Genomic DNA, 19300 nt, shown 5'->3' with positions numbered 1-19300 from the left:
GATTTCCCCATTTTTAATCTAATAACCTTACAACATCGCTGAAGTGATAGACTCATTTTCGAGCCTATCATCGTCTTCTAGGAAGTTTTGGTTCATACTCTCTGCAGGGCATGGGCACGATGGCTTACCAACCACCTTAGCTGGGATCCCCACTACCGTAGTGTGCGGTGCAACAGGGCTGAGTACCACGGAACCTGCTCCAATTCGAGCGCCCTCTCCTACTTCAATGTTGCCAAGTACTTTGGCACCAGCACCAATCAATACACCGGCGCGGATTTTCGGGTGACGATCACCCTGCTCGTTACCCGTACCACCAAGTGTGACTGATTGCAGAATAGAAACATTATCTTCAATAACCGCGGTTTCACCAATGACTATACCAGTCGCATGGTCAAACATAATACCATGACCGACTTTACAAGCAGGATGGATGTCAACACCAAATACTTCAGAGGTTCTGCTCTGTATAAAGCGAGCCAGCTCTTTTCTGTCTTGACGCCATAAGCAGTATGCCAATCGATGTGCTTGGATTGCATGAAAACCTTTCAGATTTAAAATTACGTTGAGATAACTATCGGCAGCTGGGTCGCGATCTTTAACGGCTTTTATATCATGTGCAACATGAGTCAGCATGGTATCGCAGTGCACAAAGGCCTGATCAAACAGCTCGCGAATTGTAAATGCTGACACCACAGCATCCGCCAACTTATTTGCAACGATAAAGCTTAATGCAGAACCAAGACACTCGTGATTTAAAATACTCGAGTAAACGTGACTAGCAAGCAATGGTTCGCGAGCAACCAATTCATTGGCTTCTTCGCGTAACTTATTCCAAATCTCATGTCTCATGTGACGAACTTCCGATAATACTGATACTTCTCATAGTGTAACGCTTAGAGTCATTAAGTGTCATGTATTATAAAAAATCAGGCTTCAAACACTTGGTTATATCTAATAACCAACCAACATATTTTAGTCCGGTTTTAAACGCCTTCAGTTGGACCAAAGATTCTTACAATTTTGCACTGTCGAACTGAGTAGATCTTCGTATAATAACGCTCCATTGAATACTACCAACGCGGGATCGCTAATATGTCGATAAAGATCAAGACAACGGATACCAACAAACCAAATGGCACAGGGCTTGCGCGGATAATCAAAGCAACGCATTGCTCAGCGAAAGGAATGAAAGCGGCCTATAAAGAAGAGTCGGCATTTAGACAAGAAACGTGGTTACTGGTGGCAAGTCTTCCTTTATCAATCATATTGGCGCAAAGTATTGCTCAGTGGGCCTTATTGGTCGGTAGTGTACTGTTGATATTGGTCATAGAACTTATCAACTCGGCAATCGAAGCACTGACAGATCGAGTGAGTACCGAGCATCACTTACTATCTGGTCGTGCAAAAGATATGGCATCAGCGGCCGTTACGCTGACATTATTAATTAGCTCATTAATTTGGATAGCTGCCGCAGTGGAGTGGTTCAACACCATAACCTAAAATTACGCGTGGTTTTGACACAAAAAATGGCGGCTAAATTTTTAGCCGCCATTTTTATTAAGCTGAATAATCGTTATTCAAACACTTTTTCTACATCTAACGTTTTAATATTCTTACTTGGAATATTGAGCGGGTATGTAGCAATTTCAGCATCTTCTGCCAGTAATACATCTGGCTTTTTGGTGTTATAAGTCATAGGAGATGACTGCTCAGCACTTAAACGCTGCGCCATATCTTTTGCATCACCAGTGATAAACACATAGTGAATATCTTCGGTCTGCAAGTTCTCTTTGATAACGCGATTGATGTCTTCAACAGACAGCGACGCTAGCTGCTTTGTCACATAGGCAACAAATTCATCGGTGTTGTAGAACTGGCTATCAAGTGCATAACCTAGCTGTCTATCTTGGCTCGCCACCATTTGTGGCACAAAGTTGATTAAGAAGTTACGTGTTGCTTCAAAGTCAGTTTTGCTCATCCCTTCTTTGATCAGCTTATCGAGTTCAAACAATGCGGTGCGCGTTGCAAAATGGGCATCGTTATTAGAGCGAAGTGGGCGTAACCACACCTGGAAAATTTGCTCACTACGGCCTAAGTTTGCATCTGGCTTAGTTTGGAACATGCCACGTGGGAAGTATTCGATATAAGCGTAGTCACCATAGTTCATACCACGTACCTGACGGATACGCTGGTATAAGTGGCTGTTTGAACTGCGGTGCTCACCAAAGTATGAACGCACTAACCAAAGCGCAGCCCAGTCTTTGCTGCTACGAACCGTGTCGATTGGGAAACCAAAAGACACCGCTGTTGATTTTGCATTCTTTTCTACGATGGTTGCGTGATGACCAGATAGCTTAGGCGCATCAGGCACTTGTAAACGTGCTTCTTCACCTTTAGGTAAAGCCGTAAGGTCGTTAAACATCGCTTCTTTTAGCTGTTTATCGAGTGCACCAGTAATACCCACGTTGAGTTTAGCTTGAGTAAATTGCTGAGCATAAAAAGCCTTAACGTCATCTAAAGTGATTGCTTCTAAGTCTGATAAATCACCAAAGTTATAGCTTTCGTATGGGTGGCCTTTGTACAGCTCGTGATAAAGCACTTCTTTACCTAGCTCTTCATCATTTGACGCTTTCAAACCAGCCTTAATGCCATCGATTAGCTCTTTTTTCAGACGTTTAAAATCATCTTCTCTGAACCCTGGGTTCAAAAGCTGCTGACTCACAATGCCATACCATTGATCAGCATTGTCTTTATGAATACGACCACGTAAAGAAATCATTTCTTTATCGATTTGATAACCAAAGCTACCAGCAATCGGGTACAGCGCCTTTTGAATTTCTTTGTATGATTGCGACTCACTTCCACCATTGGCAATCATAGCCGCAGTAAGCGCAGCAAGACCTTTTTTACCTGCAGGATCGGCAGCAGCACCTGTGTAAAAAAGAAAGTTCACATCCACCAGCGGTGAGTTATTGGTCTTGTCTAATACGTTGAAATAACGCGTTACTGGCTTGTCCATTTTTGCCACTAACTTGTCTAAGTTAACTTCCTTATCAAAACCAGAGACAGACTCAAGTGCAGACATAGTCACCGTTGTGCGGCTGCTGTCCACAAAGTATTTATTGGCAATATCACGAATATCTTTTGCAGTGACTTTATCAGCACTAGCATATAGCGCATTCACCACTTCAGGATCACGCTCAAAATGCATGTAGCTCGCGAGTGTCGAAGCAATAGATTGTGATGAGTCAAGGCCGTTAATAAAGCTGTACTTTAGGTTTGATTTAAGTGCAGCAAGTTTATTTTCATCTACCAGCTCTGTGCGTGCTTTTGCGTAAGTGTTATTGATTGCATCACGCACTGTCGCCAAATCTTTTTCATCTTCTACTTTAACGAAAACATGTAGAAGACCAGGGTCTTTGGTTTCAGGGTTATAGGTAAACATTTGGCTTGCAAGCTGTTTGTCTACCACTAGCTCTTGATACAGCGCTGAGTTTTCAGAGAAATAAAGCTGCGAGATCAGATCAAGTGCCGCTCGGTCTTTTTTCTTCGGCTCCCATGCAGCGCCTTTATACGAAACTAGCAACCAGTGACCCGGTAAGCCATCATATTTTTCGTGAACGTAACGCGCTTTGTCTTGCTTTGGCTCAACAGGAATATCGGCTTGGTAGTCACCCTTTTTCCAATTACCCCAATGCTTCTTCACCATAGCCATAGTTTCTTTAGGATCTACATCACCTACGATCACAAGTGATACATACTCAGGCTTATAAAAACGCTCAAAGAAGGTTTTACCATAGGCCATCTGATCTGGCATTGCTTCGATGTCTTCAAAAAAGCCCATTGTCGTGTGTTTATAGGTATGCTTGTCAAATGCTTCTTTTCTTACCGCAGAAAGCAGTTTTCGAACTGGGCTAGCATTATTTTTAAGGTACTCACCTTTAACAGTTAGTGCCTCAGTACGAAACTGCTCTTCACTGTAAGTTAGGTTTTGAAAGATATCCGCTTCAATTTCTAATACTTTATCTAAATGCTGCTTTGAGAAATTTAGGTGGTAGTTCGTGTAATCATTGGTGGTGTAAGCGCGATTATCAACACCTGAATTTTTCAAAATGTCCGAATAAACGTCTTGTGGATACTTTTCTGAGCCTTTGAACATCATATGCTCAAAGAAGTGAGCAAAGCCGGTTTTACCCGCTTCAACTTCATTACGCGAACCAACAGAAACCGGAATTTGTAGCGATACCACATCAGGATAGTTAGTTTTAACTACCATGACGCGAAGGCCATTTTCTAGCTCTTCCAAAACATAATCTTGGGCGAATACTTTATTGGATTGGGCAGCTTGAGTACTTACAGCTGACTGTTGAGCTTGGTCTGAATTCGTCGCTGCGCAGCCACTAAGCGCTAAGCTTACGGCAAAGCTGGTTGCTAGTAATTTGAATTTCATGAATTTGGTCCTAATCATATTTTTTATTCTAAGTAAGTCGTGTTCACTTACGTTAGCAAACCTCCTGATTATGCCCCAAAGTCATACTAATTCGCTAATTTCCAAGGTGATTTACCACCCTAATGTGTAAACAAATATGAAATTTTGGTTTGAGCGCTTGAGATAAATTCATAATTATTGAAATTCTTTCATTAAAAAAATCTATCTAGACGTCTAAATGGCTGCTATATTAGTAAAGAGATACAGAAATGCTTTTGTGGAATGAGGATTATGGCTTTAACGCTTCAAGAGAAAATCATTGACCCTAACCAAGGGGTATATTTAATTGGTACCACACCACCTAAGATTGGCACCGACCCAGAGCAGCTAAAATCAATTGCCGCTAAACTTTTGGGCCGTTTACATGAGATTGAATACGACGGCGTGATCATCTATGACATTCAAGATGAAAGCAGTCGTACTCAAGTACCACGCCCATTTCCTTTTAAGCACACCGTTGATCCGTGTGAATATAGTCAGTTGATCCGCGAATTGTCGCACCTTGATGTAATTACGTATAAAAGTGTGGCACAGCGCGACAGTGAAGCTTTTGGCGATTGGTTAAGCAGCACCAAACAGCAATATGGGCTAAACAATCTCGTATTAGTGGGCAGTCCATCTTCACAAGGCGATATTAAGTTACCGCTTTCTGAAGCCTATGATGTACTGAAGCATCATCAAGATAACTTTTTCTTAGGTGGTGTAACGATTGCAGAGCGCCACGCCAGTAAGCGTAATGAACACGAAAGATTAATTGATAAAACAGAGCAAGGCTGCCAATTTTTTGTTTCCCAAGCAGTGTATGACGCTCAAGCAACCATAGATCTTATCACGAGCTATGCTCGCACCTGTAAACAGCAAGGGCAAACACCAAAACGCATTATTCTTACCTTTACTCCATGTGGTGGAGAAAAAACCTTGCAGTTTATGGAGTGGCTGGGGATCTCAGTACCAGAAGCAACCAAATGGCGCATGTTAGATTCAGAAAACACACTAAGTGAGTCAATTCGTATTTGTAGAGAGAATCTAGATCAAATCTTAAAAAGCTGCTCACACCTAGATATTTCTCTTGGCTTAAATATTGAGAGCTTAACAAACCGAAAAGAAGAAATTGACGCGTCGATAAACCTTTATCGACTGTTGAAGGCGACCATGGAATTATGCCTTGCGGAAAAGCAAATTGCTTAATGCAGTCTAGGGCCTGTTGATCTTCCAAGTTTGTTTTTGCAGCAGTTTGATTGGTATTTATACAAGACAGAGCCTGCGTAGCATAGTCATTCTATGTAAGTCTGGCGATAACATAGTAGAAATGCCAATCAAGCGCTGCCCTTTGGGTTCACCTGAGTGCGCTTTGTTCATTGTTGCTCAACTTTTGCCTAGATTACTAGGCGGCAAGTCGAGCGTCGCGACCAAAACACACTCAGAAGAACAAAAACCAAACAGCGAAGGCCAACAGGCCCTATAGCCAGCTTCATCAAGCTGGCTTTTCTGTTAACCTTGCTGACTTATCCAAAGCCCAGATTAACTTAGGCTCAAGAAAGCGATTAATCCCACCCCAAGTAACAAGCGGTAAATGACAAATGGCATCATGCCCATGCGCTCTATGATTTTCAGAAAAAAGAAGATACAGGCATAAGCTGAGATAAACGACAGTGCTGCACCACTTAATAGCGCATTCCAATCAACCACTTCATCGCCGGTAGCAAGCTCTAAACTGTAATACAGTCCCATCATAGAAATGACCGGAATAGACATTAAAAACGAAAAGCGCGCCGCACTTTTCTTATCAAGCCCGAGTAATAAACCTGCAGTGATGGTAATGCCTGAACGCGATGTGCCGGGAATAACAGCGGTAATTTGTGCAAGCCCCAATATCAGCGCGCTTTTCCAGTTTAAGGCAAATTCGTCTTTGATTTGTTTCGCTTTCACATCGGCATACCAAAGCAGTAAACCAAATACTATCGTCGATGTTGCAATCACCCAAGCACTACGTAAGTAAACTTCTACGATGTCTTTAAGTAATGGGGCTAAGATCACGAATGGAATGGTGGCAACCACAATACACCAAGTCAGCCGGCTTTCTTTCGAGTGCGTACCTGAGAATGACTTGAACCATCCTGCCAGTAGGCTAACAATGTCTTGTCGAAAATAAATAACGACAGCCAGCAAAGTACCAACATGAACAGCAACATCAAAGGCAAGACCCTGATCTTGCCAACCTAGTACCTGTGAAGGTAGCAGTAAGTGGGCAGAACTCGAAATAGGTAAAAATTCAGTGAGACCTTGAATAATTGCAAGGACGACAATCTCAATAAAGCTCATTGCTTGGGAAACTCCACTTTCCATAATTTTTGAGTTGGGTTGTGATACTCCTGCCATAACTGAGCAATGGTTTTACCCTCAACAGGATGGATAAAATCAGGAGCTAGTTCAGCTAATGGCTGAAGCACGAAGGCATTTTTGGTTATTTCATCCCGAGGCAACTGAGCGGGTGATGAACAAATAAGGTGATCATAAAAGAGAATATCGAGATCTAATGTGCGTGGACTAAACTTCTTTTCACTACAGCGACGACCATGATCGTATTCTATCAACTTGAGCAGTTTATACACTTCGTCTAAAGACAGCTGTGTTTGTGCAGCAAAGACCGAATTATAAAAGTTATTTCCTGCAAACCCGACGGCTTCACTCTCAAAAACACTCGAATGTTGAAAATCCGGAAAGTGTTTTATCAATATCCTCAAACCACTCAGCAAATTTTTTTCTTTTTCTATGTTTGAGCCGAGACTGATAAAAATTTGTGCCATGATAATTCTACTTCTTACGCACAATTTCTACACCAACCGTTTGTGCTTGTGGCACGGCAGCAGGTTTACTCACTTTTATAAGCACTTGTTGTACATTAAATTCATTTAGGATCATTGCAGCAAGCTGTTCAACTAAGGTTTCTAATAGCTCAACGGGTTTTGCTTGGGTATGCGCAATAATACGCTCACTCACTTTGGCATAATCAACCGCCAAATTAATATCGTCATGACGAGCGGCAGCGCTAATATCGGTCAACATCTCAACATCAAAGTAAAGGCTTTGTTTACTTTCTTTTTCAAAGTCGTACACTCCTATTATGGCTTCGACGTGTAGCTGTGAGATATAGACTTTATCCATGTAAACTCCAAACATGTTTATCGCTGTAATTCACCCGCATTTTCTAATCGCAATTCGCGATCTGTGCAGGACTTAAGACCGCCGATCATAGCCCAAAACAACGCAATAAAAAATAAGGAAGACAGTGTTAATCAGTTTAATGTGCGTATGTGCTTATTTATTGGGATCGATTTCCTCAGCGATTCTGGTTTGTCGGTTATTCCATCTACCAGATCCACGCTTTAATGGTTCTAATAATCCAGGCGCAACCAATGTATTAAGATTGGGAGGAAAGATCCCAGCTGCGCTGGTGCTCGTCTTCGATATTTTAAAGGGAACCATCCCGGTGTGGGGAGCTTACTTTCTAAAAATAGAACCTGTATGGCTAGGTGCAATAGCCGTAAGCGCATGCCTTGGTCACATTTATCCTATTTTCTTCCACTTTAACGGTGGTAAAGCAGTAGCAACAGCATTTGGTGCGCTATTACCCATCGGCTTGTCATTGGGTGGGCTATTGATTAGTACGTGGCTCGTAGTGCTAGCGCTAACACGCTACTCTTCACTCGCAGCGATTGTCGCAGTCGCAGCTGCTCCACTTTACACATGGTGGATAAAACCGCTGTATACGGTGCCGGTAAGCTTTTTAACTGTGGTGATTATTATTCGTCATAGAGCAAATATTAAAAGGCTCTTGAGTGGTAAAGAGCCCAAGGTTGGGAAAAAGTCTAAAGACTAGGGCCTGTTTACCTTTCAAGTTTGTTTTTGCAGCAGTTTGATTGGTATTTGTACAAGGCAGAGCCTGCGTAGCATAGTTATTCTATGTGAGTCAGGCGAGAACACAGTAGAAATGCTAATCAAGCGCTGCCCTTTGGGTTCACCTGAGTGCGCTTTGTTCATTGTTGCTCAACTTTTGCCTAGATTACTAGGCGGCAAGTCGAGCGTCGCGACCAAAACACACTCAGGAGAACAAAAATCAAACAGCAAAGTTCAACAGGCCCTATACTTTTTCTAGACTATCCAGCGGCCAACGCGGTTTAGTCTTCATATCAAGTGGCGCATGCTGACCTGCTTTTAGACGCTGCATTCCTGCATAAGCTATCATCGCCCCATTATCTGTACAAAATTCAGTGCGCGGGTAATAAACTCGCCCTTTCATGCCAAGCATCATGCGCTCAAGCTTTTGCCTAAGTTCAGTATTGGCGCTGACGCCACCTGCAATCACCAGGCTTTTAATGCCTGTTTCTTTCAGTGCTCGCTTACACTTGATCGCTAGCGTTTCTACGACCGCGGTTTGAAAAGCATGAGCAATATCTGCTTTCGTTTGCTCGTCATCGCCTTCGTTACGGATCGTGTTTGCCGCTGCGGTTTTTAATCCGCTGAAACTAAAATCCAGACCAGGTCTGTCTGTCATCGGTTTTGGAAAAGTAAATCGCCCTGCTTTACCCTGTGTCGCCATTTTCGCAAGCATTGGGCCGCCAGGATAATCAAGACCGAGCAGCTTTGCGGTTTTATCAAACGCTTCACCAGCGGCATCGTCCACTGATTCGCCAAGTACCTCATACTCACCGATACCCGAGACTTTGACCATCATGGTATGGCCACCAGAAACTAACAGCGCAACGAATGGAAACTCTGGTTTATCGTCTTCAAGCATTGGGGCAAGCAAATGGCCTTCCATATGATGTACGGCAACGGCTGGGATCCCCCAACCAAACGCTAACGAGCGACCAATTGAGGTGCCAACCAACAAAGCACCGACCAAACCTGGCCCTGCGGTATAAGCAATGCCATCAAGGTCTTCTGGACCGCAACTCGCTTGCGCGAAAGCAGCTTCAATAAGAGGAATTGTTTTGCGTACATGATCACGAGAAGCAAGTTCAGGCACTACCCCACCATAATCGGCGTGTACTTTTACCTGAGAATATAATTGATGTGCCAACAGCCCTTGCTCATCATCATAAATAGCAATACCCGTCTCATCACATGAGGATTCTATACCCAAAATACGCAAGTTACTTTCTCCAAACTCTTTACTGCAGCCGCTGATTATACGAAATCAACTACTCAAGTTCCAAACCAATATTTGTTTGGCCGTCAGCTAGTGCCAAGGCCTTTAGCGACTTCACCGATTCGCTGCTAATACGCCCCATATTTTCCACATGTTCGATAAGCTCAGCGAGGATTTCAATTTCATACTGCATCTGCGGGTGCTCACGCACTAACTCATTCGTAGGAGATATATCTTCCGCCATCAACATAAACTCGATGTATTTAGCTACCGTTGCCTGAGAAATTTTGGCAACGCTTACAAACTCATGTTCATCTTTTGTCATCAGACCTTGTAACATGCCTAACAGCGCTGTCGCTACGTCGATTGCGGGATAGGTACCAAACATATCAAACTCACTGAGCTCAGGTACATTTGGTTCTACCTTTTCAACCAGCTTCTCTAAGCTAATCTTGCTCTTTGGCAGTAATATTTTCTCCCAAATTAAATTCAGCGCATTTCTGAGTACTTGCTCGTCGCCAAAACCCGTTGCCTCACTAAATAGTGAATAATTTGGCAACATACGTTCAATAATAGCAGCGCCTAAGACTGCTTTTTGAAGATAATTTAACTCTCTAATTCTTTGAAAGTTATTTGCTTTGCTCATGCTTATTTCCACATTGCCAGCAATATTCAAACGCTGGTCCATTTAATTCTGCACAGTGATTACATAGCCAATCCGACAGCTCGGCGGCACTGCGATGACGTGATTTGTTATAGTTTACCAATATTTCCTGAGCCTCGGGTAACTTTATTGCATAAACAAAGAGCTTAATGGCAGCTTGCTCTGCTGGAATTTCACCAATAGCCCCTGACAAATGCTCACCTTGTAAGTGAACCTGAATATTCGCTTGTTCTAGTTGACCTTTGAGCAAATGTGCTTCAACAAAGCCGCTGATAGCGCACAATTGCACCCAATGAAAAGACTGTTCACTCATTGCATTTTCTTCACTATTGAATTAGCACTCATTGTGCTCATTTGTTTCTTGATAAAATCATTCATTATCATCACACTTAAACATCAAGCCATTCCATTAAAATACGACTATGACTCTAACAACACCGGGCCTATTATTCCCAGCAATTTCTTTATTGCTACTCGCTTACACCAATCGCTTTTTGGTACTCGCACAATTGATCCGTGAATTAAACGCCCGAGAAGGCGACACCATAAGATCTTTGGTTAAAGCACAAATAGAGAACTTAAGAAAACGAATTAGATTGATCAGACGAATGCAAGTATGGGGCGTCATCGCGTTTTTACTCTGCACGTCTTCAATGTTTGCCTTGTTTCTTGAAATATCCTTACTTGGCGTCACATTGTTTGGTGCGAGTCTGTGTAGCCTAACCTTGTCATTGCTACTTTCTCTTTATGAAATCCACATTTCTTGCGATGCAATCGAACTAGAATTGCAAAATATCGAGAAAAAACCTCAACAAGATTAGCGGCCTTGTTACTGCCGACTATACTAACGTTGAGTCAGCATAAAAAGAGGAGCAATCTGTGAGCGGATTTTTGTTCTCAGATGAAGTGCTAGAAAGCCCTACAAATAAAATGGCCGAAACCTACTGGGATATTCTGGTTGTAGATGATGAAGAAGACATTCACCAAGTGACTAAACTGGTGTTGTCTGGCTTTAAATTTGAGAATAAAGCACTGAGATTTCATCACGCCTACTCTGCACAAGAAGCAAAAGCCATCCTGGACACGGAGCAGAATATCTCTGTAGGCCTCATTGATGTCGTAATGGAAAGTAATCATGCAGGGCTTGATTTAGTGCGATATATCCGCGATGACTTAGCAAACTTTGATATTCGCCTTGTCCTGCGCACTGGGCAGCCAGGAGAAGCCCCGGAAGAGTCGGTCATTCGCGATTACGATATTAATGACTATAAGAACAAAACCGAGCTCACTGCCGTCAAGCTAAAAACACTACTCTATTCTGCTTTACGGGCTCACCGGGATATTCAAACCATCGAAAAGCACAAAATGGGACTTGAACGCATTATTGATGCATCCTCAAACTTTTTGAAGTGTAGCAATATTCAGGATTTCGCATCAACCATATTATCTCATGTATCCGCTGTAATGGGATTATCTGATTCGGAAATATATTGCGCAGCGGCGGTAAATCACCAAGCCAACGAACCGACAAAATTTAAACTACTTGCAGCCTCAGGGGCCGGGGTAGAACCTAGTAATGTTACCTTGCCCGAGAATGTACAAAATCTGTTTATAGAAACACATAATAAAAAAGCATCGCTCAAAACCCGTAATGAATATATTGGCTATTTCCCTTCTAGAGAAGGGAGTGAAACGATGATTTATGTGAGTAAGGACAGCGAACTTCATAGCATGGATTTCCAGCTACTTGAATTTTTTGCAAACAATATTGCACTAGCCTACGACAACTTGAAGTTGCGTGAAACCGTCAAAGATTCTCAAAAAGAGCTTTCTTATATTTTAGGTGAAGCCGTCGAAAAACGCTCGAAAGAAACAGGCTCGCACGTAAAACGCGTGGCACATTATAGTATGCTTTTAGCTCAGCTTTATGGACTCTCTCACTACCAAGCAGAAATCATCAAACTCGCCTCTCCACTCCATGACATTGGCAAAATCAGTATTCCAGATCAAATCTTAAATAAACCCGGAAAACTCACTGATGAAGAATGGATAATTATGCAGACGCATGCGCAGCAAGGGTTTGAAATCTTAAAAAATTCAACAAATGAGATTTTGCAGTGTGGCGCATTAATCGCACATCAACATCACGAAAAGTGGGATGGTTCAGGCTATCCTAGGGGTTTAAAGGGAGAGCAAATTAACATTGTCGGCAGGATCACTGCTCTGGCAGATGTCTTTGATGCACTAGGAAGTGAGCGGTGTTATAAGCCCGCTTGGCCACTAGATAAAGTAATAGATTTGCTAAATACTCAAAGTGGTAAACAATTTGAACCCAAATTGGTTGACCTTTTTCTAAAAAATCTGGAACAATTTATTGAGATACGTGACAGGTATCCTGACTAACTTTGTAATCAGAATGTAAAAACTTCACTTTCTTTTTCCCGATTGGTGTATTATTATTGGGAAAAGACGTAATAAATGTGTTTTAGTTGAAATTAAAAGGAATTTCACATGAGATTTGAACAACTCGAGCAGTTCGTAGCATTAGGTAATCTAAGACATTTTAGACAAGCCGCAGAACAAACCCAGATCAGTACTTCAGCGCTTACTCGAAGCATCCAAACCCTTGAAGATGAAATAGGTTGTGAACTCGTTAAACGCTCAACACGTTCAGTAAAACTGACTGAACAAGGTGAGCTGTTCTTAAAGTATTGCAAAACAACCTTATCAGAACTCGATCTAACCAAGAAAACCATTAAGCAAAGTTTGTTTGGCCGTGATAACCAAAAGTTAATTATTGGTTATACGACTCAAGCTAGCAGCATCGTGCCAGTTTCTTGCGGTCAGTTTTTAGCTCAGTACCCTAATGTGAAGATCGAAATGCAGTTGCAAGATGAGTTGGAGCTTACTCGTAAGCTACAACTTGGTGAGATTGATATCAGCGTGTATTTACAAAGTGCAAATAGCATAGTGAGTGATATTCACCTGCCTGATCAGTTAGTTTTATTTGTTTCGAGAAATCATCCTCTAGCAAATCAAGACAGCATCAGAAAAGCCGAATTAACGCAATACCCTATGTATGGCTGTTTCTCACAGTCGAAGCAAGTACAAAGTATGCTTAATGAAGCCGTTGACTCGTTAAACAAATCAACGAGCGTTAAGATTGGTAATATTGAACAAGTAATTGATGGTTTGAAGAATAGCAATAGCTTTGCAATTGCGAGTATCGAACATTCCAAAACTATCGCACAAGATCCTAACTTAGTTTTCTTAAAAACCAATAAGGCATTGGACAGAGAACAGTTGATTGTACAAACCAATCATCAAGTTGGCTCTAATGCGCATATCAATCACTTGCTTGAGCTAATTGAGGATGCAGCATCTTCATCTAGCAAACAAACAGTAACTTATTAGTTGCTAAACTGACGGGCAAATAATCTGTATTACTTGCCCGTTTTTAATTATTCGCTTTAGAGCGGTAAAAAGCCCAGCACGACCCCGACAAAAATCGCCAAGCCCACATAGTTATTGTTTAAAAAAGCCCAAAAACATCTGTCTCTATCTCTGTAGCGTATGGCATATTGTTGCCTAATAAGCAGCACAGAGGCTGCTAGTAAGCCGCACCAAAAAGCGAGATTCAAGTCAAATGTTACACCAACTGCCGCCATCATCGCGATAAATGTGATATTGAGCAACGCAATAATATGGAGATCCCATTTGCCGAATAAAATCGCTGTAGACTTTACCCCTATCTTCAAATCATCATCCCTATCTACCATGGCGTACATAGTGTCATAAGCGACCGTCCATATTAAATTCGCAACAAACAATACCCAAGCAAGCACTGACACATTTTGATTTACAGCCATAAAAGCCATCGGTATTGCCCAGCTAAAGGCAGCCCCAAGTACAAGTTGAGGTAAGTTTGTATAACGTTTCATGAAAGGATAAACAGAGGCTAACGCAAGCGCGCCAAGCGATAATACAATGGTTTGCCAATTTAAAAAAAGCACCAAAATAAAAGCCACCGCGACCAAAATAGCAAATAGGCCTAGCGCTTCTTTACTCGTTACAGCGCCCCTTGCAAGCGGTCTTGTCGCCGTACGCTTTACAGCCCCATCAACCTTGCGATCAGCAAAATCATTGATAACACAACCCGCACTGCGCATTACTAATACACCCAGAGCAAAGATTACAATAAGCCAAATACTTGGAACACCTTCAGCTGCAAACCACAGTGACCAAAGCGTTGGCCACAATAATAGTAAAGTCCCGATTGGCTTATCTAATCGCATAAGTTGGCTGTAAGCCTGCCATTTCTGGTGGTCAATCATAAAAGCTTTCCGATATAAAGACTTCACAAACTAAAATCTTTGCTTTGCCGTTTTTAAACCAGCTTCTTCTAGCAAATAAACTCTCTGGGGCGACGCCAGTAGTGGGTGTAATTAGTTCAATCAGCGCCGGATAGTCGGCAGTAGATAAGCGAAGAAACTCAAGGGTTCCGCGCTGCCAATTTGAATCAGTAAACAGTAACTCACCCAAAGGTGTCTCACCGATTGCATCCATGCCTACAGTACATGCGTCCTCATTGAGCCAACTTTGTCCAAATACAGCTGCTTTACCGTTACAATTTAACGTTACTTCTCGGCACCAAACCTGTTCAGAAAGCTCTGTACGTAACGCATCTGGAGCGCTCCTGAACTCATTAGCAAGCACAGTCACAGAAAATTTATCACAAGTTTCTTTCAATTTTGCGGTTAGAGATTGGGTCTCTAGTAAATAAGGAGAAAGTGCAGGCTCAACATCCACCAACTGTGTGCTCTTCAGCCAAGGGAGCTCTAAGGGTAATTGCAAAGGCAACGTTCTATTTCCGTTTTAAAAATCCGCGGTCATAATAGCAGAGCAGAGGCTTTCTAAAAAGTTTATGTTTGTATTGAAGCTACCTGTAAAATCAACGCAATTATGTATAAACTAAGTAAAAAGTAATTTGTATTAGGATACCTAATTAAACATGAGACTGTTGGCTGTTGTACTCACATTATGCATTGCATTAACCACGGCTTCCCCTGTAAAAGCGGACTCAACTATTGGGTATTACGGATTTGAGCCAGATATCATCACAAACTACATAGGCCAGTCCAACAAAAAACTCGGTTATGTCCGTGTTACCGTTGACCTAATGTTAAATGACGTTGCAAATATTGCCGTGGTTGAACACCATACTCCTTTACTAAGAGATGCAATCGTACAGATCTTGAGTAAAGAAAATGAAGAAACCATTAAATCATTAACTGGCAGAGAAGAAATCAGAAAACGCTGTGCTGAAAAGCTAAAGACACTGCTAAAAGAAGAAACTGGGCAGGAAATTGTTCGTGATGTACTTTTTACCAAATATTTATATCACTAACCGAATCAACTCATACAAGAACTCGGAAGCGCTAAATCCCGAGTTCGAAGTAACTAGCTATTCTCTTTGCGTTGCCTGTTGATAGGCCAAAATACCGCAACCAACATACCTGATAGCAATCCGAACAAATGCGCCCAGTTAGCCATGTTGATGAAAAACATATCCGTAAATCCAAACAGCATCCAAAGCAGCATAAAACCAATAACAGGCTTAGAGACCAAAGCCTCTCCGGCAGGATTTCGATGACCAATTACCCAACAAAAGCCTAGTAATCCGTAGACCACACCACTTAGTCCACCAAAATTAGCGTCAACGAATAGGTACTGCATAAAATTACTGGTTAAGCCAGTTACAAAGTAGATGCAAACTAATGCCCAGAGCCCTAGTTTCTCTGAAATTTGCGCGCCAAGGTGCAACCACCAGCTTAAATTAAAAATCAAATGTATGGCGCTAAAATGTATGAGTGTAGGCGCTATCCAAGTCCAAGGTTTATCTAGGGAGAAACGTAGCGCAGAAAAGATGCCATTAGCGTCACCAAATAACATGGCGACAAAAATAATAATACTGACACCAAAAACGCCCTGTAATAACCAGTTCAATCCCAAAAAGCGCTTTACTAAGTTTAAGTTTTGGCCTTGGTAGCTAAATAACCCTTGTGTACTTCCTGTTTGCCAAGAAGCCGCTTGATATAACTCTGCCTCGGGTTGCTCCAAAAACGTTTGCCAAAGACGCATAGCAAGTGCTTCATCACCACGCTCTAGCCAAACTTCAACTTGTTGCCCATCGTGACTTTGCAAAACACAATAAATTCCTTGCGTCTTAAAATAATCGACCGCACCTTGTGCTAGCCGTGCATTGTGATAATGGGCTATTAACTTCACTTTTCAATCTCGTTTGGCAATTCACTTGCCCACTGCGTAAAACCGCCATCCATACTGTAAACATCTTCAAAGCCTTGCTCAACTAGGTAGTTAGCTGCGCCTTGTGAGGAGATCCCGTGATAACACACCACAACAATGGGTTGGTCAAACTCTTTCTCCTGCATGAAATGTGCAAGATTAGCGTTAGATAAATGTTCGGCGCCTGGAATATGCCCTTGTGAAAAGGTATTTTCATCGCGAATGTCTGCTACCACAACATCATCTTTGCCTAAAAGCGCCTGTGTGTCTGCTACTGAAATATGTTTAAAAGACATGTGTTACCCATTTAAAACTAAAAAATAAAAGACGGCTTAAGCCTTATTGACCTAGCCGTCTTCCTATTATAACTACTCATACATGCACTAAGCAAAGTTGAGCATTAATCCCAATTCAGAATAACTTTACCTGATTGCCCTGAAATCATCGTATCAAAGCCAGTCTGGAAGTCATCAACATGGAACTGATGTGTAATGATTGGGTCAAGGTTTAAGCCTGACTGGATCAAACTTGCCATTTTGTACCAAGTTTCAAACATTTCACGACCGTAAATACCCTTGATCACTAGACCCTTGAAGATCACTTGGTTCCAATCCACCGCCATGTCAGAAGGAGGAATGCCCAGCATTGCAATCTTACCACCATGGTTCATGCTGTTTAACATGCCTTTAAATGCAGAAGGAACACCTGACATTTCCAGCCCAACATCGAACCCTTCTGTCATACCAAGATCTTTCATAACCGTTTCGAGGCTTTCGTTGGCAACATTTACTGCTCGCGTAGCACCCATTTTAGTGGCAAGTTCAAGGCGATATTCGTTTACATCTGTGATAACCACATGACGCGCCCCGACGTGTTTCGCCACTGCCGCAGCCATAATACCAATAGGGCCCGCACCAGTAATGAGGACGTCTTCACCAACTAAGTCAAACGACAATGCGGTGTGCACTGCATTACCGAATGGGTCGAAGATAGAAGCGAGTTCGTCAGAAATGTTGTCAGGGATCTTAAACGCATTATAAGCAGGAATAACTAGGTATTCTGCAAATGAACCTTCGCGGTTAACGCCTACCCCAATGGTGTTACGACACAAGTGAACACGACCAGCACGACAATTACGACAATGACCACATGTGATATGACCTTCACCAGATACTCTGTCGCCAATGCTAAAGCCACGTACCTCTTGGCCCATATCGACCACTTCACCTACGTATTCGTGTCCCACAACCATTGGAGTTGGGATCGTGTTTTGTGCCCACTCATCCCATTTGTAGATGTGTACGTCGGTACCACAAATTGCTGTTTTACGGATTTTGATCAATAGATCGTTGTGCCCTACTTCCGGTTTTGGCACATCCGCCATCCAAATTCCTTCTTCAGCTTTCAACTTGGATAATGCTTTCATAGTATTCGCTCGTTAGCTGCACCGGCTTAAGCCGGTGGCAAAATTAAATGACGCCTAGGTCTTTACCAATACGGGTAAAGGCTTCGATTGCTTTGTCTAGCTGCTCAGTCGTATGCGCAGCTGAAATTTGTGTTCTGATCCTAGCTTGACCTTTTGGCACGACAGGATAAGAGAAACCGATCACATAGATCCCTTCAGCTAGCAGTCTGTCAGCCATTTCTGAGGCCACTTTGGCATCGCCTAACATAACCGGAATAATCGCGTGATCTTTACCCGCACAAGTAAAGCCAACAGCTTCCATCTTAGTACGGAAGTAAGCTGCGTTATCCCATAGTTTAGCACGTAGGGCATCGCCTTCTTTCATCATGTCTAGTACCTTGATTGAAGCTGTAACAATTGAAGGCGCTAGCGAGTTTGAGAATAAATAAGGACGTGAACGCTGACGTAACCACTCTACGATTTCTTTCTTACCAGAGGTGTAACCGCCCGATGCACCGCCAAGTGCTTTACCAAGCGTTCCTGTAATGATATCCACTCGGTCTAATACACCACAGTATTCCGGTGTTCCGCGGCCATTTTCACCGACAAAACCCACCGCGTGTGAATCATCAACCATCACTAATGCGTCATACTTGTCCGCTAAGTCACAAACCGCTTTTAAGTTACAAATAACGCCATCCATTGAGAATACGCCATCGGTGGCGATAAGCTTGGTTTTCACACCAGCTTCATCAGCGGCTATTAACTGCTGTTCAAGATCAGCCATATCGTTGTTAGCGTAGCGGAAACGCTTAGCTTTACATAAACGCACACCATCAATGATAGAAGCGTGATTTAATGAGTCCGAGATAATTGCATCTTCAGGGCCTAAGATAGTTTCGAATAAACCAGCATTGGCGTCAAAGCATGAAGAGTAAAGGATAGTATCTTCTGTTTCTAGAAATTCACTGATCTTTGCTTCAAGCGTTTTGTGAATATCTTGCGTACCACAGATAAAACGCACCGACGCGACACCAAAACCATGGTCATCAAGGCCACCCTGCGCCGCTTTAATGAGCTCTGGGTGGTTCGCCAAACCTAGATAGTTGTTTGCACAGAAGTTAATTACACTTTCGCCAGTCGATACTGCAATTTCAGCTTGCTGCTGAGAAGTGATAATACGCTCTTTTTTATATAATCCTTCAGCTTTTACTTCTTCAATTTGTTGCTGAAGCTGGCTGTAGAAGGCCGATGCTCTCATCTGGGAGTCTCCATTTTTTGCAC

21 protein-coding genes are annotated in these 19300 nt (G+C 42.4%); 7 read left to right on the top strand and 14 right to left on the bottom strand.

Going from position 1 to position 19300, the window contains the following annotated elements; all coding sequences use genetic code 11:
• Nucleotides 1–27: 27 nt before the first annotated feature.
• On the bottom strand, nucleotides 28–849 hold the full coding sequence (gene cysE / locus EXT48_RS02270) for a serine O-acetyltransferase (RefSeq protein WP_010607638.1): 822 nt from the start codon (nucleotides 847–849) through the stop codon (nucleotides 28–30).
• A 243-nt stretch (nucleotides 850–1092) separates the two neighbouring features.
• Between cysE and EXT48_RS02265 the strand changes: the two genes are divergently transcribed.
• Complete coding sequence (locus EXT48_RS02265) at nucleotides 1093–1500, top strand: diacylglycerol kinase (RefSeq protein ID WP_010374636.1); 408 nt, start codon at nucleotides 1093–1095, stop codon at nucleotides 1498–1500.
• 73 nt (nucleotides 1501–1573) lie between these two features.
• Here the strand turns inward: EXT48_RS02265 and EXT48_RS02260 are convergent, their stop codons facing one another.
• Nucleotides 1574–4450 (bottom strand): pitrilysin family protein, encoded by a 2877-nt coding sequence (locus tag EXT48_RS02260; RefSeq protein ID WP_130163455.1) that lies wholly within the window; start codon nucleotides 4448–4450, stop codon nucleotides 1574–1576.
• A gap of 270 nt (nucleotides 4451–4720) precedes the next feature.
• Between EXT48_RS02260 and EXT48_RS02255 the strand changes: the two genes are divergently transcribed.
• Entirely contained in the window at nucleotides 4721–5677 is a 957-nt protein-coding gene (locus EXT48_RS02255; protein ID WP_130163454.1) for a methylenetetrahydrofolate reductase, read from the top strand.
• 333 nt (nucleotides 5678–6010) lie between these two features.
• Here EXT48_RS02255 and EXT48_RS02240 read toward each other — a convergent pair whose 3' ends face one another.
• The 3 genes from EXT48_RS02240 to folB are packed head-to-tail and all read right to left on the bottom strand — an operon-like array spanning nucleotide 6011 to nucleotide 7654.
• Nucleotides 6011–6811, bottom strand: coding sequence for an undecaprenyl-diphosphate phosphatase (locus tag EXT48_RS02240; protein WP_010607635.1), 801 nt, complete (start codon nucleotides 6809–6811; stop codon nucleotides 6011–6013).
• Entirely contained in the window at nucleotides 6808–7296 is a 489-nt protein-coding gene (gene folK, locus EXT48_RS02235) for a 2-amino-4-hydroxy-6-hydroxymethyldihydropteridine diphosphokinase (RefSeq protein WP_130163452.1), read from the bottom strand. Before folK ends, EXT48_RS02240 begins: the two co-directional genes overlap by 4 nt.
• 7 nt (nucleotides 7297–7303) lie before the next feature.
• Nucleotides 7304–7654 carry a dihydroneopterin aldolase gene (gene folB / locus EXT48_RS02230; RefSeq protein WP_017216518.1) on the bottom strand — a complete coding sequence of 117 codons (351 nt, stop codon included), beginning with the start codon at nucleotides 7652–7654 and terminating at the stop codon, nucleotides 7304–7306.
• A gap of 124 nt (nucleotides 7655–7778) precedes the next feature.
• On the opposite strand from folB, the gene plsY reads away from it, so the two are divergent.
• Nucleotides 7779–8369: a glycerol-3-phosphate 1-O-acyltransferase PlsY gene (gene plsY, locus EXT48_RS02225; RefSeq protein WP_083229914.1), complete on the top strand. Its 591-nt coding sequence runs from the start codon at nucleotides 7779–7781 to the stop codon at nucleotides 8367–8369.
• A 261-nt stretch (nucleotides 8370–8630) separates the two neighbouring features.
• On the opposite strand, the gene tsaD is transcribed toward plsY, so the two are convergent.
• Genes tsaD through EXT48_RS02210 form a run of 3 tightly spaced genes read right to left on the bottom strand, consistent with a single transcriptional unit; the run spans nucleotide 8631 to nucleotide 10618 of the window.
• Nucleotides 8631–9644 carry a tRNA (adenosine(37)-N6)-threonylcarbamoyltransferase complex transferase subunit TsaD gene (tsaD, locus tag EXT48_RS02220; RefSeq protein WP_130163451.1) on the bottom strand — a complete coding sequence of 338 codons (1014 nt, stop codon included), beginning with the start codon at nucleotides 9642–9644 and terminating at the stop codon, nucleotides 8631–8633.
• Nucleotides 9645–9693: 49 nt separating this feature from the next.
• Nucleotides 9694–10287, bottom strand: a complete 594-nt coding sequence (locus EXT48_RS02215) for a YjaG family protein (protein WP_010374628.1) — start codon at nucleotides 10285–10287, stop codon at nucleotides 9694–9696.
• Nucleotides 10271–10618, bottom strand: a complete 348-nt coding sequence (locus EXT48_RS02210; protein ID WP_130163450.1) for a DUF2007 domain-containing protein — start codon at nucleotides 10616–10618, stop codon at nucleotides 10271–10273. The genes EXT48_RS02215 and EXT48_RS02210 overlap by 17 nt, the downstream gene beginning before the upstream one ends.
• Nucleotides 10619–10727: 109 nt before the next feature.
• On the opposite strand from EXT48_RS02210, the gene EXT48_RS02205 reads away from it, so the two are divergent.
• The 3 genes from EXT48_RS02205 (at nucleotide 10728) to EXT48_RS02195 (ending at nucleotide 13719) form a co-directional block, all read left to right on the top strand.
• The gene (locus tag EXT48_RS02205; protein WP_010374626.1) at nucleotides 10728–11126 is read left to right on the top strand and encodes a DUF2721 domain-containing protein; all 399 of its coding nucleotides are present in this window, start codon (nucleotides 10728–10730) and stop codon (nucleotides 11124–11126) included.
• Nucleotides 11127–11184: 58 nt separating this feature from the next.
• A complete protein-coding gene (locus EXT48_RS02200; protein WP_039491371.1) occupies nucleotides 11185–12708 on the top strand; it encodes a DUF3369 domain-containing protein in 1524 nt (507 codons plus the stop codon).
• A 108-nt stretch (nucleotides 12709–12816) separates the two neighbouring features.
• The gene (locus EXT48_RS02195) at nucleotides 12817–13719 is read left to right on the top strand and encodes a LysR family transcriptional regulator (RefSeq protein ID WP_017216523.1); all 903 of its coding nucleotides are present in this window, start codon (nucleotides 12817–12819) and stop codon (nucleotides 13717–13719) included.
• A 56-nt stretch (nucleotides 13720–13775) separates the two neighbouring features.
• On the opposite strand, the gene ubiA is transcribed toward EXT48_RS02195, so the two are convergent.
• Entirely contained in the window at nucleotides 13776–14639 is an 864-nt protein-coding gene (gene ubiA, locus EXT48_RS02190; RefSeq protein WP_130163449.1) for a 4-hydroxybenzoate octaprenyltransferase, read from the bottom strand.
• Nucleotides 14632–15159 carry a chorismate lyase gene (locus tag EXT48_RS02185; RefSeq protein WP_240703337.1) on the bottom strand — a complete coding sequence of 176 codons (528 nt, stop codon included), beginning with the start codon at nucleotides 15157–15159 and terminating at the stop codon, nucleotides 14632–14634. The genes ubiA and EXT48_RS02185 overlap by 8 nt, the downstream gene beginning before the upstream one ends.
• Before the next feature lie 157 nt (nucleotides 15160–15316).
• Here EXT48_RS02185 and EXT48_RS02180 point away from each other — a divergent pair, with 157 nt between their 5' ends.
• Nucleotides 15317–15712, top strand: a complete 396-nt coding sequence (locus tag EXT48_RS02180) for a flagellar basal body-associated protein FliL (protein ID WP_039491379.1) — start codon at nucleotides 15317–15319, stop codon at nucleotides 15710–15712.
• Between the two features lie 53 nt (nucleotides 15713–15765).
• On the opposite strand, the gene glpG is transcribed toward EXT48_RS02180, so the two are convergent.
• From glpG to EXT48_RS02160, 4 genes are all read right to left on the bottom strand, one after another.
• Nucleotides 15766–16593, bottom strand: a complete 828-nt coding sequence (gene glpG, locus EXT48_RS02175; RefSeq protein ID WP_130163447.1) for a rhomboid family intramembrane serine protease GlpG — start codon at nucleotides 16591–16593, stop codon at nucleotides 15766–15768.
• The gene (glpE, locus tag EXT48_RS02170; RefSeq protein ID WP_130163446.1) at nucleotides 16590–16907 is read right to left on the bottom strand and encodes a thiosulfate sulfurtransferase GlpE; all 318 of its coding nucleotides are present in this window, start codon (nucleotides 16905–16907) and stop codon (nucleotides 16590–16592) included. Before glpE ends, glpG begins: the two co-directional genes overlap by 4 nt.
• A gap of 104 nt (nucleotides 16908–17011) precedes the next feature.
• On the bottom strand, nucleotides 17012–18037 hold the full coding sequence (gene tdh, locus EXT48_RS02165) for an L-threonine 3-dehydrogenase (protein ID WP_010607622.1): 1026 nt from the start codon (nucleotides 18035–18037) through the stop codon (nucleotides 17012–17014).
• Between the two features lie 43 nt (nucleotides 18038–18080).
• The gene (locus EXT48_RS02160) at nucleotides 18081–19277 is read right to left on the bottom strand and encodes a glycine C-acetyltransferase (protein ID WP_010374617.1); all 1197 of its coding nucleotides are present in this window, start codon (nucleotides 19275–19277) and stop codon (nucleotides 18081–18083) included.
• Nucleotides 19278–19300 lie beyond the last annotated feature (23 nt).

The sequence above is a fragment of the Pseudoalteromonas sp. CO348 genome, from assembly GCF_004208845.1.
In the GTDB taxonomy this organism is placed as follows: domain Bacteria; phylum Pseudomonadota; class Gammaproteobacteria; order Enterobacterales; family Alteromonadaceae; genus Pseudoalteromonas; species Pseudoalteromonas maricaloris.
This window is presented reverse-complemented; position numbering and strand designations above follow the sequence as displayed.